Below are 18,307 nucleotides of genomic sequence, written 5' to 3' on the forward strand. Positions count from 1 at the left end.
AACGGATGACCTGATGCTCGATAACACCCGGAGCATGTGCGTCAAATCGTACATCGATTGTGCCATGGTCCCATAATGCTTCGGCGGGCAGGGAATCGTGAACGCAGAATTCGCAGAAAAAACAGAACACGCAGAAAAGTCAGCACCGACGGATGAGCTGCCACAGGGGAATGCTCCGGGGGGCAAGCTTTAAATCTTCAAATCGTAAATCGTAATTTATAAATCGTAAATCGTAATTCGTAATTCGTACATCGCTCATTGTCCTTTGCCGCGCTTCTCGCTATTTTTCATGAATGGCAGAGATTACGAATCCACCGCTTGCAACAACACCGATCGTCGATGTGCGGGACCTGAAGAAGTGGTTCCCGGTACGGCGCGGGTTATTCTCGCGCTCCTTGGGTTTTATTCGCGCGGTGGACGGTGTGACGTTCAGCATCGCCCGCGGTGAGGTGCTCGGGCTTGTCGGCGAGTCCGGCTGCGGCAAGAGTACGCTCGGGCATCTGATCCTCCACTTGCAGACACCGACGGATGGTGTCGTTTACATGGATGGCGTCGATGTCACGAGAACCCCGCGCCAGGATCTCAAGCGTTTCCGCCAGCGCGCACAGCTGGTGTTTCAGGATCCCTACTCGTCGCTTAATCCACGCCTCACAGTGGGCTCCGCGTTGCGTGAGGTGTTGCTGGTGCATGACATCGTCCCGAAAGCCGAGGTGAACGAGCGCGTGGGGGCCTTGCTGCGCATGGTAGGACTGAATGAATTCCATGCCCGGCGCTACCCGCATGAGTTCAGCAGCGGGCAGCGCCAACGCATAGGAATAGCCCGCGCACTGGCGCTTGGACCGTCGTTTCTCGTGTGCGACGAACCCGTGTCCGCTCTCGACGTCTCCATACAGGCGCAGATACTGAATCTTCTGACCGATCTGCGCTCGCAGCTGCATCTGACCTATCTGTTCATTTCGCATGATCTAACCGTCGTGCAGCATGTGTCGGATCGCATCGCCATCATGTATCTTGGTCGCATCGTGGAAATCGGTCCTTCGGAGGACATCATCAATCGTCCGCTGCATCCGTATACGCAAATCCTGTTGGCCTCCATCCCTGTTGCTGACCCGGCCGTCCTGCGGAAGCCGCCGGAATTGCGGCGTGAAATGCCGAATCCCCTGCATCTGCCTTCCGGGTGCAGTTTCCACACGCGTTGCCCGCAGGCCATGGAGCATTGCCGCACCGTCACGCCCGAACTTCGTGCGTCAACTCCGGGACACGCGGTGAGTTGTCTGCTCTACGATGCTTCCTGGCCCGAGGATGATGTCCGACCCGTTGTACCACGTCCTGTTGAGGATATTGCCTGATGGAGCCCTACGCATCACCTGACGCCCCTGTAGCCGCACTCCGCGGAGATTTGGATATTCAGCTCATTCGGGACAATGGCGAAGAAATGCTGCTGTTGCGGGACCCCGCAGGATATTCCGGGGAAATGCTCGTGTTCAAACCGCAGGCCTGGGCTCTGTTGTCGCTGTTCGATGGTGTACGCAGTGTGCATTCCTTGCAGCAGGAAATATTTGAAGCGACGAAAACCCATGTGGATGCGGAGCAGCTCATCGGTATCGTCCGGGCGCTGGACACCTATCTCTTTCTTGACAACGAGCGCTTTGCGGAGGCGAAAGCACAAAGCGATGAACAGTACCGGAAAGCCGGACTGCGGCCCGCAGTGCATGCGGGCGCCTCGTATCCCGAAGACGCGGAGGAGCTGCGCGCGTTTCTCACGGCGCTGTTCAAAGAGCAGGCGCCGGCGCAGGACGCAGGGCGTGTCGTCGGCGTGCTCGCGCCGCATATCGATCTGCAAATAGGACCTGATGTGTACGTCCCCGCCTTCGAAGCGCTGTGCTCCACCGATGCGGACACCATTGTCGTGCTGGGCACGAGCCATTATTCCGACGAGGATGTATTCATCCTCACCTCCAAGCACTACGAGACTCCGCTGGGCGTTCTCCCCACCGATCAGGAATTCGTCGCCGTGCTGCGCGAGAAAAGCGGGGGAATATTCACGACGTCGGATCTGGCGCATCGCATGGAACACAGCATCGAGTTCCCCGTGCTGTTTCTGCAGCATTTGTTCGGCAACGAAGGTCCGCGCATCGTGCCGATACTCGTGACATCCTTCGAGGAATATCTCGTTGAAGGGCGCGAGATTTCCGAGGACGAGCGCTATGCCGCTTTCATTCGGGCATTTCATGAGACGGTAGAAGCATTGGGCCGCAAGGTGGTGTTCGTACTGAGCGTGGACTGGTCGCATGTCGGCCGGAAATTCGGGGACGGTGTGGATGCCGCCGAAGTACTCGATGCGGTGCGCGTATCGGACATACAGCAGCTCGAAGCGCTCGAGCGGTGCGCGTACGGGGAATTTCGCGAACTCCTCCGTGCGGGTGCCAACGCCACGCGTATCGATGGATTTTCCTGCATCACCACATTTTTCGATCTTGCAACACCACGGCGCGGTGCGCTGCTCGGGTATCGGCAATGGCACGAAGAGGAACGCGCATCGGCGGTGTCATTCGCGAGCATGGCCTTCTATGCGAAATGATCGCGTACGCGTGAGAACGAACGAACAGAAAGGCGGGACGCTTTGGATTTTATCGATACGCATTGTCATCTCTACTGGGCTGATTTTTCGAATGATCTTCCCGATGTATTCCAGCGTGCGCGCGCCGCGGGTGTGCGTCGCTTCATCATTCCTGCCACGGACCTGAACACCTTCGAAGCCGCGGCGGAGATAGCCGCGACGGAGCCGGATGTCTGGATCACCGCGGGCGTGCATCCGCACGATGCCGCCAATGTCGGCGACGACATCATCGAGCACCTGAGGCAAGCCGCCAGGCATCCCAAGGTCGTCGCCATCGGCGAAATAGGTCTGGATTATTACTATGACTTTGCAACGCCGCAGGTGCAGCAGCAGCTATTGCACGCGGAGCTCGAACTGGCCAAAGAACTCGATCTCCCCGTCATCATTCACAATCGCGATTCGGATGAAGATCTTATCGCCATCGTGAAAGAACATCAGAACGGGACGCTCCGCGGACAGTTTCACTGCTTCAGCTCCAGCGCGGCGTACGCAACACGCGTGCTCGACACGGGTTTCCACATATCCTTCACGGGCAATGTGACGTACAAAAAATCCACATTGGATCCCGTGCTCTCCCTGATTCCGGACAACAGATTACTTATGGAAACCGACGCACCGTTCATGGCGCCAGGCAAATTGCGGGGTAAAAGAAACGAGCCGTCGTATATTCCTCAAATCGCGGAGTATTTTGCCTGGATGCGGCATCAAACCGTGCAGCATATCGCGACCATCACCACCACCAACGCGGAGCGCCTGTTTCGCCTCGACACAAGGGGAGCCACCCGTGACCATTGAATCCTCGCAGCTCAGCACAGCGGCAGCATCGCCATCCGACATTCGCGAGGGCAACCGCGTCCTCAGATCAGAAGGTCTGAAGAAACGCTACAAAAAACGCTTTGTCGTAAAAGGAGCGACAGTGTCGGTGCGACAGGGCGAGATCGTGGGACTCCTGGGCCCCAACGGCGCGGGGAAAACCACGACATTCTATATGATCACCGGAATGATACGACCGACGGAAGGGCGAGTGTTTATTGACGGCACCGACATTACCCGTCTGCCCATGTACCGCCGCGCCCGACTCGGGGTTGGCTACCTGCCGCAGGAAGCGTCCATTTTCCGGCAGCTCAGCGTGGAAGAAAATCTTCTCGCGACCCTGGAAGTTATGGGCTACAACAGAAAGCAACGGGCGGAACGGGCGGAAGAGTTGCTCCGGGATTTCAATATCGAGCATATCCGTAAAAGCAAGGGATACATGCTCTCCGGCGGTGAGCGACGCCGCACGGAAATTGCGCGCGCGCTCACCACCAATCCCAGCTTCATCCTGCTTGACGAGCCCTTCGCCGGCGTCGATCCCATTGCCGTCGAAGACATCATGCGCATCGTGAAAGCGCTCAAGGCCCGGAATATTGGCGTGCTCATCACCGATCACAACGTGCATGAAACGCTGTCCATCGTGGACCGCGCCTATCTGCTTTTCGACGGCAGCATACTGATGGAGGGCGATTCCGAAATGCTCGCGAACGACGCCGAGGCGAGAAAAATCTATCTCGGTGAAAGCTTCAAGCTCGACCGCTACTGAGAGCACACCAACCCGGCACCCGGCACTGTGAACTCTTCGACGAACGAGGGTGTTATCCATGCAGCACATTTTCCATCGCATTGCCCGCACGCAAGGACGTCACATGCTGCTCTATACAAAAACGACAAGTGGAGTGACCATCTCCGTCCAGAACCAGTTTCTGGAGGAGCGGTCGAATATTCTCCAACAGACATTTTTTTTCGTGTATTTCATCAGCATCACAAACAACGGGGAGCAGCCGGTGCAACTGTTGCGACGACGCTGGTTCATTCACGATCCCGCCGGTACGGACTATGAAGTTGCCGGCGATGGCGTTGTTGGCGAGCAGCCGATCATCGCTCCGGGAGCGACGTATCAGTACAACAGTTTCTGTGTGCTGAAATCCTTTGAAGGCGAGATGGAAGGGGAGTACACCATGCAGCGAGAGGATGGGTCCACCTTCGAGGTGGAGATCCCCCGATTCTTTCTTCGTGCCAGGACGAATTGACCCGCATCAGGGGCATGGGTTCGGGCAGCGGCTGAAGCTCCATCGTCATTACGGTCATTCAGGGACGTCCCGCCGTGTGCTGTAGTGCGCTCGCAGGACGCGGTGACGCAGCGTAGTGCGCACCTGCAACAGGATATCGAACTCTTCTAAAAAGAAAAAAGCGGCATGAGCCGCTTTTTTCTTTTCGTTGTGACATGTTCAATCCTGACGGGGCGATACGCCGTTATCCTCTACGATGGGATGTTCTTCCTCGGGTGAGTCCTTGACGTCGGCGGGGGCGTCGCCGATGGAGCCGGGTTCGAAGCTGAACCCCGTCTTCTCCTCGTTCAATTCCACGAGCACCGCACTGCCGTTCTGGAAACGTCCCTTGAGAATTTCCTCCGCGAGGGGATCCTCCACGTAATTCTGCAGGGCACGGCGCAGCGGACGTGCACCGTAATTGGCGTCGAAGCCCTTGTCCGCGAGGAAGTCCTTGGCCTCGGTCGTGAAAGTCAGCGACAAGCCCATGTGTCCGAGGCGATCGAACAGCTTCCGCGTGGAGATATCGATAATCTGCTTGATATGCTCCTTGGTGAGGGAATGGAAGACGATGCTCTCGTCGATGCGGTTCAGGAATTCCGGATTGAAGAGCTTCTTCATCGAGTCTTCCAGAATTTTCTTCATGTCGCGATAGGCGTTTTTCTCCATCGGCTCTTCACCGAAGCCGAAATGCCCGTCCTTGCGGATTTCACGCGCGCCGATATTCGACGTCATGATGAGTATCGTGTTCTTGAAATCCACACGGCGGCCGAGTCCGTCGGTGATGATGCCGTCGTCGAGCACCTGCAGCAGGATGTTGAACACGTCCGGATGTGCTTTTTCTATTTCATCCAGCAGCACCACGGAGTAGGGCTTGCGACGGATTTTCTCGGTGAGCTGACCACCTTCCTCGTAGCCGACGTAGCCCGGAGGCGCGCCGACGAGGCGGGAGACGGAGAATTTCTCCATGTACTCGCTCATGTCAATGCGTACCAGCGCATCCTCGCTGTCGAAGAGATAGCGCGCGAGCACCTTTGCGAGTTCCGTCTTGCCGACGCCGGTGGGGCCCAGGAAGATGAAACTGCCGATCGGGCGCGAGGGATCTTTGAGACCGGCGCGGGTACGGCGGATGGCCTTGGCGAGACTGTCGATGGCTTCGTCCTGTCCGACGATCTCCTGCTTGAGTTCTTCGGCCATACGCAACAGTTTTTGCGATTCGGACTGGGCGATGCGATTCACGGGGATACCCGTCATCATGGATACGACATCGGCGATGACGGAGTCGTCCACTTCGTGAATGATAGCCTGGGATTCGACCTCCCATTCGCGCTTGGCTTCGTCGAGATCGTGCAGGAGGCGCTTTTCGATATCGCGCAGGCGTGCGGCTTCTTCGAAGTTCTGATTGCGCACGACGGAATTCTTTTCGGATTTGATCTTTTCGATCTCTTCCTCCATCGCGACGATGTTTTTCGGAACGACGATGTTCTGCAGATGGACGCGCGCGCCGGCTTCATCCATGACGTCGATGGCTTTGTCCGGAAGGAAGCGGTCGGTGATATATCGGTCGCTGAGCCGCACACATTCCTGTATGGCTTTCGGCGTGAAGCGCACGTTGTGATGCTCTTCGTACTTGTGCTTGATGTTGTCGAGAATCTGCATGGTCTCTTCGACCGAGGTGGGATCGACCATGATTTTCTGGAAGCGGCGGTCGAGAGCTCCGTCCTTCTCGATGTTCTGCCGGTACTCGTCGAGCGTCGTGGCGCCGATGCACTGAATGTCTCCGCGGGCGAGGGCGGGCTTGAACATATTGGACGCGTCGAGTGAACCCGAAGCGCCGCCTGCGCCCACGATGGTGTGCAACTCGTCAATGAAGAGAATGATGTCGCGCGCCTTTTCAAGCTCGTTCATGACGGCTTTCATGCGCTCTTCGAACTGGCCGCGGTATTTGGTGCCGGCCACGAGTGCTGCGAGGTCAAGTGTTACCACGCGCTTGTTATGCAGCACGCGGGAGACCTTTTTCTCGATGATGCGCAATGCGAGACCCTCGGCGATGGCGGTTTTTCCTACTCCGGGTTCGCCGATGAGTACGGGGTTGTTTTTCTTCCGGCGGGAGAGCACCTGCGCGACGCGTTCGATTTCCTTGTCGCGGCCGATAATCGGATCGAGCTTATCCTCGATAGCCATTTTGGTGAGGTCCCGGCCGAAATTATCGAGCACCGGAGTCTTGACACGCTCTTGCCGTTTTTCGCCCTGACCGGGCTCGTTCCGTTCGGCACCGGGCTTCGGATCGCCTGACGAGGGAGAGGAGGGCCGTCCGCTGATGATATTGTCCAATTCGTTACGGACGACATCGTACTGCACGTTGAACTGATTCAGGATCTGGGCGGCGATATTGTCATCGTCGCGCAGGAGGGAAAGGAGCAGGTGCTCGGTACCGATCACTTCCGATTTATAGAGCTTGGCTTCGAGGTAGGTGATTTTCAATACTTTCTCGGCCTGCTTGGTCAGCGGAATATTGCCGATCGTGATCGTGCCGCCGGACGAGCGCACCGTATCCTCGATGCTCTTCTTGAGCTGATACAGATCGCAGCCCAGGTTACGGAGGATTTTGACAGCGATGCCCTCACCCTCGCGAATGATACCGAGCAACAGATGCTCGGTGCCGATGTAGTCATGGCCGAGACGGAGAGCTTCTTCACGGCTCAGCCGAATGACCTCCTGGACTCTGTTTGAAAAGTTGCCTTCCATTGTATTTCCGTCGCTTTTACGCGTGTGAGGATTGAGTTGAGTTTCAGGCCATGTGTTGCATAGACACGCCCGGGGACACATCAGTTACAACCATTTAAGATACAGTGAGGGTTCCCCTCGAACAAGGTGCTTCGCAATGCCCGTTGACGGGAAGCCCGTTGACGGGAGCGCGGTGCATCAGACTCAGAAAATAATGGTCCAGAGTGCGTAGTCGAGAATGAGGATCATGGCCGAGCTCAGCACGAAGGCGCGAATCGTTGCTTTCCCCACCCCCTCGGCTCCTCCGGCGGTACGGAAACCGATATGGCAACCCAGCAACGCCGTCACACCGCCGAAAGCCACAGATTTCACGAGTCCGGATACGATGTCCTTCGTTTCAAAAAAGCGTTCGACACTCCCGAAGAACACTTGTGGCGTGAGATCGAGAAAAAAATTGGCTACGAGAAATGCTCCGCCGAGCGCGATGGCATTGGCGAAAATCACCAGAATGGGCATCATTGCGACGGCGCCGAGGAAGCGTGGCATGGCGAGGTAACGGACGGGATTGATGGCCATGCTCTCGAGCGCGTCGATCTGTTCGGTCACTTTCATGGTCCCGATCTCGGCGGCGATAGAGGCCCCGACGCGCCCGGCGATGACGATGGCTGTGAGTACCGGTCCGAGCTCGATAAAAATTGCGCGACTGACTGCGCCGCCGATAAGGGAAAAACTGATCATGCCCTTGAATTGATACGCCGCCTGCCACGAGGAAACCATACCCGTGAAGAGCCCGATGATGAGCACGAGAGGCAGCGAGCCCACACCGATATGCGCCATCTGTTCGATCAGGAGGTGTCTGTCGCGGTACAATCGATGCGTGCTGCGCATGATTCTTGCGAGCAGACGCGCAATTTCCCCAATTTCCGAGAGGAAGGAGATGGTGCGCCGGCCGAGTCTGTCGATTCCAAAAGTGAGCATAGGGAAATGTAGCATAATCCGCGCGCAGGGGAAAGAGCGCGAGCGCTTGAAACCGCTGTCGAAAAATACGGAGCTTATCGGTAAATCCGGAGTCCTTCGGTGCAGTTTCTGCACATCTCCACGTTCCGACGTCCGCGGAGAATGCGATGGCGAAAATCGTGATAGGGCCCGGACTGCCAAATCTCTTTGAAGGACATATCGTCCAACGAGCCGAGCGGATACTCCGCATCCTTGTCGAAGCAACAGGGCACGACCGTTCCGTCCCAGGTGATGACGCTGCGCTCCCACAGCCGTACACAGCGGTTGTGCATTTTTCCCCGTATGCGCAACGCTCCGTTTACGATATCGTATCTGCGCCACTTGGCAGCATCGGGAAGAAAGCGCTCCGCTCCGTCGATGCCGTATACCTGCATCGTCTTCAACTCGGTCTCGGCATGCACGGAGCGCGCGAAATCCTTCAGGCGCGGGATATGCGCTTCGCTCTGCTTTGTCACCAGCATCTGCAAAACAAGTTCGGTGTGGCAGGCGCGACCGCGTTTCCTCCGCTCCGCATCGACGCTGCGCACCGCATCGAGCGCGCGCTCGAGTGATCCTCCCACGCGGTACTCCTCGTACACCTCCTGCGTCATCCCGTCAATGGAGACGATGAGCCGGTCGAGGCCGGCATCGAGAAGTTGCCCGATGACTTCAGGACGCAGATAGTGCGCATTTGTACTCACCGCCGTGTACATGCGTCTTTCGTGCGCATGCCGCAGCATATCGGCGAGACGATTGTTGATGAAGGGCTCTCCCTGGAAAAACAGTTGGAGATAAAACACCTCACCCGCAACCTCTTCCACGATTGCCGAAAAGCGATCCATGCTCAGTAAGCCCTGCGGACGCGTCATGGCGCCATTGCCGGAGGGACATTCCGGACATTTCAGATTGCAGCGGTTGGTCGGCTCTATGGTCAAGGTGTACGGCAGGCCCCACACGATGCTGCGGGACGTCCATGCAGACAGACGAAACGAGACGAAAATCCTGAGAAGATTCCAGACGCGTCTTGCCGTGACGCAGCGCAAGAGATTCCTTGCCGTGCGCAGCGTCATGACGGGAGCTTTCTGCAAAGGAGATACCAGGTGGGATTGATCCGGCGGTTGAAGAAACCGGGCTCGTCGTTCACCATGCCGAGAGCCGCGCGGTACATCCCGCTGCGACGGAGAAATGCCACAGCCCGCACATGCCAGGTACTCCAGACCAGTGCGTCCGGCTGCTCGAAGAGGGCCTTCGCAACGCGCGTATTGATGAAGCGGAACGAAAATCCACTGTGCTGCAGCGCATCCGAGAACGCAGCGAGCGAGAAGAGCTCCGCCAAATCGTCGCGCTCCGCCTCCGAGGGGCGCTTTGCGCGCAGGAGTGTACGGAGCTCGGCGCGCTTTTTCGTCGCCGCAAACGGCAACCCGAAATGCGGATCGGCGACGAGATTCAGCACCGAATCCCTGTTCGGCGTGCTCATGTACAGCAGCCCGTCGTCGCACAGAACACGATGCATTTCGCGCAATACCCCGAGGGCATCGGTGACATGCTCGATCACGTCCTGCAGTATGATCAGGTGAAAGGACTTATCGGGATAGGGCAGCGACGCTATGTCGGCGTGTTCGATTTCCAGGGAGGGACAGGTGGCGGAAAGTTCTCCCAGCCGTGCTGGATCGCGATCCACCGCAATGACGTCCGCACCGCGCTCGCAGAGCGCGATGCTGGTGCCGCCGTATCCGCAGCCGGCATCGAGTGCGACTGCTTCGGAGAAATTGACCTCGGGGGACAGCAGATCGCAGATCATGCGTCCGCGGAGTACGGCCCTTTCTCTTGCGCGCCCCCAGCGCTGTGCGTCCGAAGGATGCGCGTCGTGTTTTTGTATGGTGATGATTGCTTCGTTCATGAACGGTTACCAGCGTTGAGGCCTGAAGAATGAGGCAATACCGGCAAGAGCCGAAAATACGACATGAAAGCATTCGAGGCCAGCAAGTGACGTTCGGCGTGCTTCCATTCCCAGCAAGCGTGTGACCGGCATCATGAATCCTGCGTTGTAATGCAGCATCCACAGGAGGCCGATTTGTGGGAGCGCCGCCGCCATGAATTGCCCGTGCAGCAGGAAGAGTATGGTCAGGATGATTGCCAGAGGAAAGACCGACACCTGTGATGCCACAATGATGCCAAGCAAGAGGGCGGCCTTGCCGCTGTACGCGCCCGACACGCGATAATGCCGCATTTTTTGTCGGACAAGACTCGAGAATTCACCCGGCGCATCGGAGCGCACGAAAGCATTCGCCTCCGTGCATGCGGCAATCCGCGCTCCCGAAGCGGCGAATTGCTGGAGCAGAAGGTCGTCGTCCCCACCAAGCCATCTTCCCACAGCGGGCAGGCCATCGCAGCGGGTGTACAGCGATTTTCTGTAACCCCAGTTACGACCGCTGGCCATGTACGGAACGCCGTGTGCCGTGGCGGCTATCATGAAGGCGGCGGTGCGGCATGCTTCATAGGCGGAATAGCGCTCCGTGAAACCTTTACCGCCTTCCAGGGGTGCGGGTGCGACCACGACCTCGGCACCTGCCGCAAATACGCGGTGCAAGCCGGCAATCCAACCGGGTTCGGGACGGCAGTCCGCATCGGTGAACAGCAAGATATCCGTGTGCGCCGCATGAATGGCGAGATGCAGGGCATGTTTTTTTGGTGACAGGCCTTCCGGCGTGCTGTCGATGCGCAGAATATCCAACCGAAGATCGCCGGCGTGGGCGCGGGCGATCTCCGCCGTGCCGTCGCTGCTGCGATCGTCGGCGATGATGACGCGTATACGATCCGCCGGGTAATCCTGTGCGCGGATAGCGTCGAGAACACGGACGATATTCGATCGCTCATTATGCGCCGCGATAATGATTGTGACATCTTCCGCTTCAGCCGACGGCAGCATGACACGCAATGCGCGGAACCACCCATTGGACACGAGGGCAAAACTCAGTGAGGAAAGAAGCAGCAAACAGACAAAGAGGACGATCAATGTTGTCATGAGCGCATGCCGTCCTTTGATTCCGTATCGTCGGCCGCGTGGAGGTACAGCGTGAGACGCTGCGCCGTGAGACGGGGGTTGAGTCGTCCCTCGCCCAGGCGCATAATCTCACCCATGAGCGCGGTAAACACCTTCGTGCGGCCTGCGCGCCAGGCCGTCACCAGAGTGTCGTGCTGTCTCATCCCTTCGAGGATACAGCGGTCCACAAAATTTTCATCTGATATCTGCATCGCACCGAGTCGTGTTGCCGCCACTTCGGCGGGCGCGCCTGTGGTCAGCATTTCGTGGACAACCCGTTTTGCCGCAGTATCACTGAGCCGCTCGTGGAGAATCAGGAGCAGGAGATCGGCGAAGGCTGCCGGCCGTAATGCGAAGGTCTGCCAGCCGCCTCCGTACGCATCACGTTTCGTTGTCAATTCGCCCTGCATCCATCGGGCCGTCAGCGCCGCCCGCTCCGGGGACGCGGCGTCAAACGCCGCGAGGGTTTCCTCAAAGTACTCCGCCGCATCCGGCTCGGCGCAGAGAAATGCCGCCTGCCCTGGTGGAAGTGCGTACTGTTGCCGGAATCGCGTTTCGAGATCCAGAGGGAGTTCGCACAGCCCGTCACGACAATGCGCCAGCATCTCTTCAGTGATGGTAATGGGGGGGAGGTCCGGTTCAGGCGCATAGCGGTACTCGTACTCCCGTTCCTTCGTGCGCATGATCGTACCGGAGGCGCTCCCTTCATCCCAATGTATGGTTCGGGCAGCGCGAGGATCCATCCGCATGGCGTTCGCAAGCCGATGTCCCTCCCAATTGATGGCGTCACGGATCGCCGCGAAAGAATTGAGATTTTTTATCTCGCTTCGTCCCGTGTCTGTATCTACTCCGTATGACACGTTCACATCGCAGCGAAACGAACCGGCTTCCATTTTACCGTCGCAGACGCCCAGAAAAAGCAGAATACGTCGCAATTCGCGTGCTGCGGCCACGGCATCGTCCGCGCATTTCAGGTCCGGTGCGGTAACGATTTCCAGCAGCGGGATACCGCAGCGGTTGTAATCCACGATGGCCTCGCCGTCGCGATGGGTGAGCTTCGCCGCATCCTCTTCGACATGGAGCCTCCAGAGTCGGAGTTCACGCACAGCGCCGTGCGCGACTCTGAAACGCAATACCCCCCCTGTGAAAAGAGGGTGTTCAAACTGCGTAATCTGGTACCCTTTGGGAAGATCCGGATAGGAGTAGAGCTTGCGGGAAAACGCTACGCTGCGGTGTACATCGGCATCGAGCGCCATGCCCGCGAGCAGGGCCACTTCGATCATACGACGATTCACCACCGGGAGTGTGCCGGGCAGCCCCAGACAGACAGGACAGACGTTGGTATTCGATGCTACGGTCACATCATTTGCACAGGTGCAGAATGCCTTGCTGCGGGTGCGCAGACGCGCGTGTATTTCGAGACCGATGCGGAGACCTTTTTCCGCGGAGGCGGGTGTGTTCATGCCGCCTCCGGAGTTCTGGCGGTCTGTTCATTTTGTGCGGCTGCGGCAATGCGCGCACGGTTTACCGGCCCCAGCAGAAAAAGATTCGCACCCATGCGTCCCGTGAGCAGCGCAATGGAGGCCGCAATCGCCCCGATTGCATCGAAGTGCACAATGGCGGTATAAAGCACGATCAGAATCAGGACGACCTCGACAATGGTCGCTGTCGTCATAGTGCCGGTACGCTTGCTCACGACGAGTATCGCACGCTGGAATGAGAGCAGTACCGATGTTGCGGGCATAATCACGAGCAACTGCGTCGGCAGCAGGGCGAAGAGCGCAAGATCCTCGTTCAAACCGGAAAGCTGACGAAACCACAGATGCGCCACGGGTGTGAAGGCAACCAATGCCAGTCCCGCAGCCGCGGCCAGACTCAACCCGAGAGCAAAATTCCGTACAGGCAAGTAGTGTCGAAGCTTCGATCCGAGTTGTGACACCGCCACTTCCTGATACGAGAGACCGAAGCTGCGAAAAATGAATACCAGGGAATTGATGACGGGCATGACGGCGAGTGATTCCAGCGGCATGCGGCTCTGGCCGAGGAAGAACGCCACCATGGGATGCACCCCCAGCGCAAGGATGGATGTCAGTGCCAGGGGATAATAAAAACGCACAATGCCGGGATACTCCGGCACATCGGATGTATCCTCATCACTGTCACGCAACATCCTGATCGTTCCGTGAACCATGAAGCGTGAGGCGACCGCTTCAAACACCACTCCCACGGAAAGTGCGGCTGTGGCGACCACCGCGCCGGGGAGCGACGTTGAGAGCGCGAGAAGAAGCGCCGTCGCGCTCATCGCCACGAGGCGGATCATCGTGCCCCAGGCCACGCGCCGCGTTAAGTTGGAGCGGATCAGCAAGCCCTGATAGAAGCGACGAAATCCAATGGCTGCGGGCCAGGGCAGCAATAATGCCGTGGCGGTGTGCGTAATGCGCGCCACTTCCGTCGGCAGCTTCATCAGATCTTCCGTCACGACACGGAACACCGGCGGAAGTACCAGCACCACCATGAGCACCGTGATGCCGATGTTCAGCACGGCGGTGAAATTGCGCAACCGCACATAGGAGAGCTTCCCTTTGACCAGGGCTGTCGACGCCGTCATCATCATGATGATGGGAGACTCGATGATGAGAGCGAGACTGAACGCCACGCCATAGGCCGCAAGATTGTACTTGGCCTCGGCCATGCGCGCGATTACGGCCGCAAGGAAGGGGCCCTCGACGGACATCATCTGCCAGGTGGCGAGCAGAGGCAGCCAGAAGGTCAGAATCCGCCGTGGCGTTGGTATCTGTACCGTTGAATCGTGCGAGCGCATGGTGAGGAGGGATAGAAAGGAGAATCGTTCAGTGCTTCCCGGCTGATCTGCGGCAACCGGGGCGTTGTGGAGGCGTCGGTGTCATTGACGCTCCACAACGAGAAATGTGACATCGTCATCAATGAGGCGCATGTCCTGGAAGGATGCCACCGCCTGATAGAGCTGTCCGGCGATGTCCTGCGCCGAACCCCGCGCAGCAGCGAAGGACGCGCTCAACCGTCCGAGCCCATACTCGTTGCCGTCCGCATTCCCGGCCTCAATGATTCCGTCCGTACAGAGGAGCAGCACATCCTCTTGCCTGAAATCGAGGCGGGACGCCTGATACGTCGAATGCGTGAACACGCCCAGGGGACGTCCCGCCGCCGGGGCGGCAGTGATGTGGCCATCACCTCGTCGATGCAGCAGTGCCGGATGCGCGGCGGAGACATACTGCACCCCCTCAGGTCCGAAATCCAGCAGTACTCCGGTCGCGTAGAGCACGTCCTCGCGCGATTGCAATATGCCGCAGAGCAGGCGGTTCAGCTCGGAAAAGCGGCGGGAAATGTCCTTCTCATCCCTCAGCTCCGTCATTATAACGCTGAGCAGCGCCGCGAGCAGACCTGCATGCAGTCCGTGACCGGACATATCCATCAGCCACAGGTGCATACCCCCGTCGTCCGAATCTTCCCACCCAAAAAGATCCCCACTCAAATGACAAAAGGATTCCAGCACCGCGGTCACTCGGAAATGCTCCGATCGTGGTGCGTGTTTCGGGAGCAGCGCATGCTGCAGCTGATGCGCCCGCTCCAACAGAGGATCCATTTCGGGGAAGGTGTGCGGTTGATAGAAAAAATATTGCGCGGGGCCGGCAAGACTCTTTCGGGATCGTTCCATCGAATCCGGAGGGCACCACTGTGGTTCATTCGCGACGTCTATCTGTTCGAGAAGTTCATGCAATGCCTCGCCCACCGTGGCACGCGACAGTCGGTAATCGAGGTTCATGAACGTTGAAGCGGTATGGAGGAGACGGAGCATGTCAGGAGCAATGAGTGATATGGCCTCTTGGAAAATGGATAATTGCCATGAGAAAACGAAAAAGCGGATGCTGGCGGCAGGCTGAGCAGCAAGAGGCTGATCATTGTGACGGGTTTCGGTTCTTCCAGGATGACGCGATGTCGCCTGCGAAATCGACCGGTGTTCGCCTTGGCGGATGATGGATACACTCGGCTGACGCCGTTGTCTGTCTTTTCTTGAGGTTCCACCGGATGTCTGTACCAGGCGTGCGTGGTGACGTGTGCATGCGGTAATGCGGTCTCGGCCGAACGCGACATTTTTCTTGCATCATATCCCCCGGCGTGCTAATATCAGATATAACATATCCTAAATATCGGTCACGACACCAACGTACAGGGCCACTCTTCTCAACAAAGAACGGAGGTTGCCATGCGACTTCATCACAACGCGCAACAGCAATGGGGATACTGCGTACGGAAGCTCTTCACGAAAGGACGCCGTGCGCGCGCGTTCGTCGGTGTGTTCGTTTGCCTCATGAGCGGCCTCAGCGTGACCCTCTCCGCTCAGGGCTCGTACGAAAAGCATTTCCATTCGTTCATGTTCACTATGCAATCCGAAATCACCATATCGGATCAGGATTCGGAATCCCGCATCGGCGTGCGTCTGCGGGATATTGCACTGCATTACGACGAAGCGGAGGATGCGTATCTCGGAGAGGGTGATCTCGAACATACGTTGTTTGAACTCAGTCTCTCACCTGACTGCGAGATCAAGGAACCACTCTATCGCAGCGACCGATTCTATGTGCGTGTCGAGGTCGAGGAATACCACGATGCTGCTCCGACGGTCCGCTTGTTTCTGCGCATGCGCGGAGATGATGTCAGCACCATGGCAGGTGAGGGTGCAATTATCGAATGCCAGACATCCAACGGACCACGCACCTTTCGCTTCGATCCCGTGCCGTACTGGGCCGCCGGATGGTTTGTTGTCCGCGGAGACCTCGGTGAGGATCCCGCAGCCCCGCACGGTTGGCCCATTCGCGATCTCGTCGTGGAAGGTTGGCAGATCACCGGCATCGAGGATGAAAAATTCCGCATCAGAAAAGTACTCGACCATACCGCCGTTGACACCAGTGGCGCGGAGATCCGGGAAGTGGCGACATATGAATTGTTGCCCTGTCTCGAATACAGCACCGGCTTTGAGATGCCGTACGATGCATACGCCTTTGCCAACGAGGAAGCCATCGTATGGCCGGAAAGCTATTGGACAACCTTTCGCTATGAACTCGAGGACGAGATTTTCCGTGAGCTGACAGGAAATCCGCCGAGGTCCCGATATCCGGATTGGTACAGCTTCGAACGCGCCTTCGGTGAAGCGCAAGTGCTGCGCAGCAACGTGCCCAGAGTATTCAATCCCGCCGCCCTCCTTCGATGGAAGCATATTGCCATGGACACATTTCGCGGCGCCTGTTATGGCTTCGTCTACTCGAGTCTGCTGCATTACACCGGACTGCGGAATGTGTTTCCGCGGCCGATCGCGGGACTGACGATTGACGATGCCGTCCGTGATGAGATCATTTCCAAACATCTGTATCAGATCAGCCGGGAGGGCGCACTCGCCGACGCCGCGGAACGGAATACGCGGCCACGCCAGCTGATAGAAAAATTGATCGCCAATTTTCGAGAGGATGGCAGACGGAATCGCGGTCTCGCAGTGTTCATTGCCGGTAACGCGCATTCCATGGTGCCCATGCGTATTCGACGCTGCGTACAGGGCGACGGCAGCGACATCATGAGCGAAATTGATGTCTGGGACAATTACGAGCCGACGAAACACCGCACGGTCACAGTCAATGAAACGCAGAATCGCATCATCGGCTCGGGTAGCGAACTTTCGCGCGGTTTCTATCCCGATGCGCAAGCGGACGTGTACACCAATCCCTATCCCACCATGCCGAAATCCGGAGTCGCGAGCTATCCCGCACTGATGGGCGGAGATTGGACGGAAGTGTATCACCGGGGCGACGGGACAGCGCAGCTTGTCGCGGGTGAACGCGGTCCGGCGGATATTCACGCCATTGACTACGAGGCCTCTCCCGATTTTTTCAACTTGCAGATAAAAACCGGTACCGTGCCGTTTATCCCCGGCTGTTTCGTCGCGAATACGTTGGCGGATCGTCTGATACTGGACCTTGAAGCCGCAGGGAAGGAGTCCATTACCGTATTACGCGACGGGTATAGCTTCGATATGGACTTTGAGGCCGATCCGGGCACGTCGCTGCGTGCACAATTTCAGACGGACGCCGGGACTCTGGCGATAGCGACGGATGGAGCCATGCGTGATATCGTGCTCTTCCTCGCCCGCACTGCGGGCAACACGGATGAAGCGATCCGATTGATTGCAAAGGAGTTCGCAGCGGCTGATTCATTGCACTGTCATGTCGGTGCCGGCGAAACCTATGCAGTCATTACGAATCCCGGTACAGAGAAAACCGTGACTCTGGAGCTGCTGCGCTTCGGGGACGTCTTTACCCGCAGCGGACGCTTTCCCGACATCACTCTTGAGACCGGCGCGACGGTGCAACTCGTCACGGGAAACAACGACAGTCTCGCGACGACGCGTATCGCCCTCCGGGTCGACAGCAACGGTGACGGACAGATGGACGAAGAGCGTCTCCTGCGTGATTACCTTGCGACATCCGTGGACGCTCACACCATGCCCATCGCGGAGATGGGATTTTGGCCGTCACCCTGGGACGCCAGGCAACCCGTGCGTATGCACTACACGTTCAGGAATCCCACGTCCGCCCGACTTGTCGTGTACGATATTTTGCAGCGCGTCGTCGTCGAACTTGTGCCGCCGACCTGGCATCATGCGGGCGCCCGGTACGAGACATTCTGGGACGGACGTGATGCCCGTGGATATCCCGTCCCCGCCGGAATCTATCTGTACTCTCTTGAAAGCAACGATGGGTCCCGTCTGACCGGTAAAATCCCGGTATTTCGGTAACGGAACAGAACAGG

General features: G+C 57.8%; 14 protein-coding genes. 6 read left to right on the forward strand and 8 right to left on the reverse strand.

The annotated features are described in order from the left end of the window. The first annotated feature begins 293 nt into the window (after positions 1-293). The 5 genes from M5R41_17960 to apaG are packed head-to-tail and all read left to right on the forward strand — an operon-like array spanning position 294 to position 4,686. Positions 294-1,349 (forward strand): ATP-binding cassette domain-containing protein, encoded by a 1,056-nt coding sequence (locus M5R41_17960; GenBank protein ID MCZ7558286.1) that lies wholly within the window; start codon positions 294-296, stop codon positions 1,347-1,349. Continuing rightward, positions 1,349-2,581 (forward strand): AmmeMemoRadiSam system protein B, encoded by a 1,233-nt coding sequence (gene amrB / locus M5R41_17965; protein ID MCZ7558287.1) that lies wholly within the window; start codon positions 1,349-1,351, stop codon positions 2,579-2,581. Before M5R41_17960 ends, amrB begins: the two co-directional genes overlap by 1 nt. Positions 2,582-2,623: 42 nt before the next feature. Then, entirely contained in the window at positions 2,624-3,415 is a 792-nt protein-coding gene (locus M5R41_17970; protein ID MCZ7558288.1) for a TatD family hydrolase, read from the forward strand. Between the two features lie 40 nt (positions 3,416-3,455). After that, positions 3,456-4,199: an LPS export ABC transporter ATP-binding protein gene (gene lptB / locus M5R41_17975; protein ID MCZ7558289.1), complete on the forward strand. Its 744-nt coding sequence runs from the start codon at positions 3,456-3,458 to the stop codon at positions 4,197-4,199. Positions 4,200-4,257: 58 nt separating this feature from the next. Continuing rightward, positions 4,258-4,686: a Co2+/Mg2+ efflux protein ApaG gene (apaG, locus tag M5R41_17980; GenBank protein ID MCZ7558290.1), complete on the forward strand. Its 429-nt coding sequence runs from the start codon at positions 4,258-4,260 to the stop codon at positions 4,684-4,686. A gap of 198 nt (positions 4,687-4,884) precedes the next feature. On the opposite strand, the gene M5R41_17985 is transcribed toward apaG, so the two are convergent. The 8 genes from M5R41_17985 to M5R41_18020 all read right to left on the reverse strand — a co-directional run bounded on the left by M5R41_17985 (position 4,885) and on the right by M5R41_18020 (position 15,305). Beyond that, positions 4,885-7,452 carry an ATP-dependent Clp protease ATP-binding subunit gene (locus M5R41_17985; protein MCZ7558291.1) on the reverse strand — a complete coding sequence of 856 codons (2,568 nt, stop codon included), beginning with the start codon at positions 7,450-7,452 and terminating at the stop codon, positions 4,885-4,887. A gap of 183 nt (positions 7,453-7,635) precedes the next feature. Further along, the gene (locus tag M5R41_17990; GenBank protein MCZ7558292.1) at positions 7,636-8,409 is read right to left on the reverse strand and encodes an ABC transporter permease; all 774 of its coding nucleotides are present in this window, start codon (positions 8,407-8,409) and stop codon (positions 7,636-7,638) included. Positions 8,410-8,483: 74 nt separating this feature from the next. Further along, positions 8,484-9,497 (reverse strand): SPASM domain-containing protein, encoded by a 1,014-nt coding sequence (locus M5R41_17995; protein MCZ7558293.1) that lies wholly within the window; start codon positions 9,495-9,497, stop codon positions 8,484-8,486. Continuing rightward, positions 9,494-10,327, reverse strand: coding sequence for a class I SAM-dependent methyltransferase (locus M5R41_18000; GenBank protein ID MCZ7558294.1), 834 nt, complete (start codon positions 10,325-10,327; stop codon positions 9,494-9,496). Before M5R41_18000 ends, M5R41_17995 begins: the two co-directional genes overlap by 4 nt. Positions 10,328-10,333: 6 nt before the next feature. Next, complete coding sequence (locus M5R41_18005; protein MCZ7558295.1) at positions 10,334-11,452, reverse strand: glycosyltransferase; 1,119 nt, start codon at positions 11,450-11,452, stop codon at positions 10,334-10,336. After that, positions 11,449-12,933, reverse strand: coding sequence for an Asp-tRNA(Asn)/Glu-tRNA(Gln) amidotransferase subunit GatB (gatB, locus tag M5R41_18010; protein MCZ7558296.1), 1,485 nt, complete (start codon positions 12,931-12,933; stop codon positions 11,449-11,451). The genes M5R41_18005 and gatB overlap by 4 nt, the downstream gene beginning before the upstream one ends. Further along, on the reverse strand, positions 12,930-14,291 hold the full coding sequence (locus tag M5R41_18015) for a hypothetical protein (GenBank protein MCZ7558297.1): 1,362 nt from the start codon (positions 14,289-14,291) through the stop codon (positions 12,930-12,932). The genes gatB and M5R41_18015 overlap by 4 nt, the downstream gene beginning before the upstream one ends. Before the next feature lie 81 nt (positions 14,292-14,372). Continuing rightward, positions 14,373-15,305, reverse strand: coding sequence for a serine/threonine-protein phosphatase (locus tag M5R41_18020; protein ID MCZ7558298.1), 933 nt, complete (start codon positions 15,303-15,305; stop codon positions 14,373-14,375). Positions 15,306-15,713: 408 nt separating this feature from the next. Here M5R41_18020 and M5R41_18025 point away from each other — a divergent pair, with 408 nt between their 5' ends. After that, positions 15,714-18,293, forward strand: coding sequence for a hypothetical protein (locus M5R41_18025; protein MCZ7558299.1), 2,580 nt, complete (start codon positions 15,714-15,716; stop codon positions 18,291-18,293). Positions 18,294-18,307: the final 14 nt, after the last annotated feature.

The organism is Bacteroidia bacterium (genome assembly GCA_027493955.1).
Classification (GTDB): domain Bacteria; phylum Bacteroidota; class Ignavibacteria; order SZUA-365; family SZUA-365; genus JAOSJT01.

Excerpts from the sequence above, each read along its gene's own strand:
- M5R41_17960 (MCZ7558286.1), top strand. The coding sequence starts at position 294 with ATGGCAGAGATTACGAATCCACCGCTTGCAACAACACCGATCGTCGAT.
- amrB (MCZ7558287.1), top strand. The coding sequence starts at position 1,349 with ATGGAGCCCTACGCATCACCTGACGCCCCTGTAGCCGCACTCCGCGGA.
- apaG (MCZ7558290.1), top strand. The coding sequence starts at position 4,258 with ATGCAGCACATTTTCCATCGCATTGCCCGCACGCAAGGACGTCACATG.
- M5R41_17985 (MCZ7558291.1), bottom strand. The coding sequence starts at position 7,452 with ATGGAAGGCAACTTTTCAAACAGAGTCCAGGAGGTCATTCGGCTGAGC.
- M5R41_17990 (MCZ7558292.1), bottom strand. The coding sequence starts at position 8,409 with ATGCTCACTTTTGGAATCGACAGACTCGGCCGGCGCACCATCTCCTTC.
- M5R41_17995 (MCZ7558293.1), bottom strand. The coding sequence starts at position 9,497 with ATGACGCTGCGCACGGCAAGGAATCTCTTGCGCTGCGTCACGGCAAGA.
- M5R41_18000 (MCZ7558294.1), bottom strand. The coding sequence starts at position 10,327 with ATGAACGAAGCAATCATCACCATACAAAAACACGACGCGCATCCTTCG.
- M5R41_18005 (MCZ7558295.1), bottom strand. The coding sequence starts at position 11,452 with ATGACAACATTGATCGTCCTCTTTGTCTGTTTGCTGCTTCTTTCCTCA.
- gatB (MCZ7558296.1), bottom strand. The coding sequence starts at position 12,933 with ATGAACACACCCGCCTCCGCGGAAAAAGGTCTCCGCATCGGTCTCGAA.
- M5R41_18015 (MCZ7558297.1), bottom strand. The coding sequence starts at position 14,291 with ATGCGCTCGCACGATTCAACGGTACAGATACCAACGCCACGGCGGATT.
- M5R41_18020 (MCZ7558298.1), bottom strand. The coding sequence starts at position 15,305 with ATGCTCCGTCTCCTCCATACCGCTTCAACGTTCATGAACCTCGATTAC.
- M5R41_18025 (MCZ7558299.1), top strand. The coding sequence starts at position 15,714 with ATGCGACTTCATCACAACGCGCAACAGCAATGGGGATACTGCGTACGG.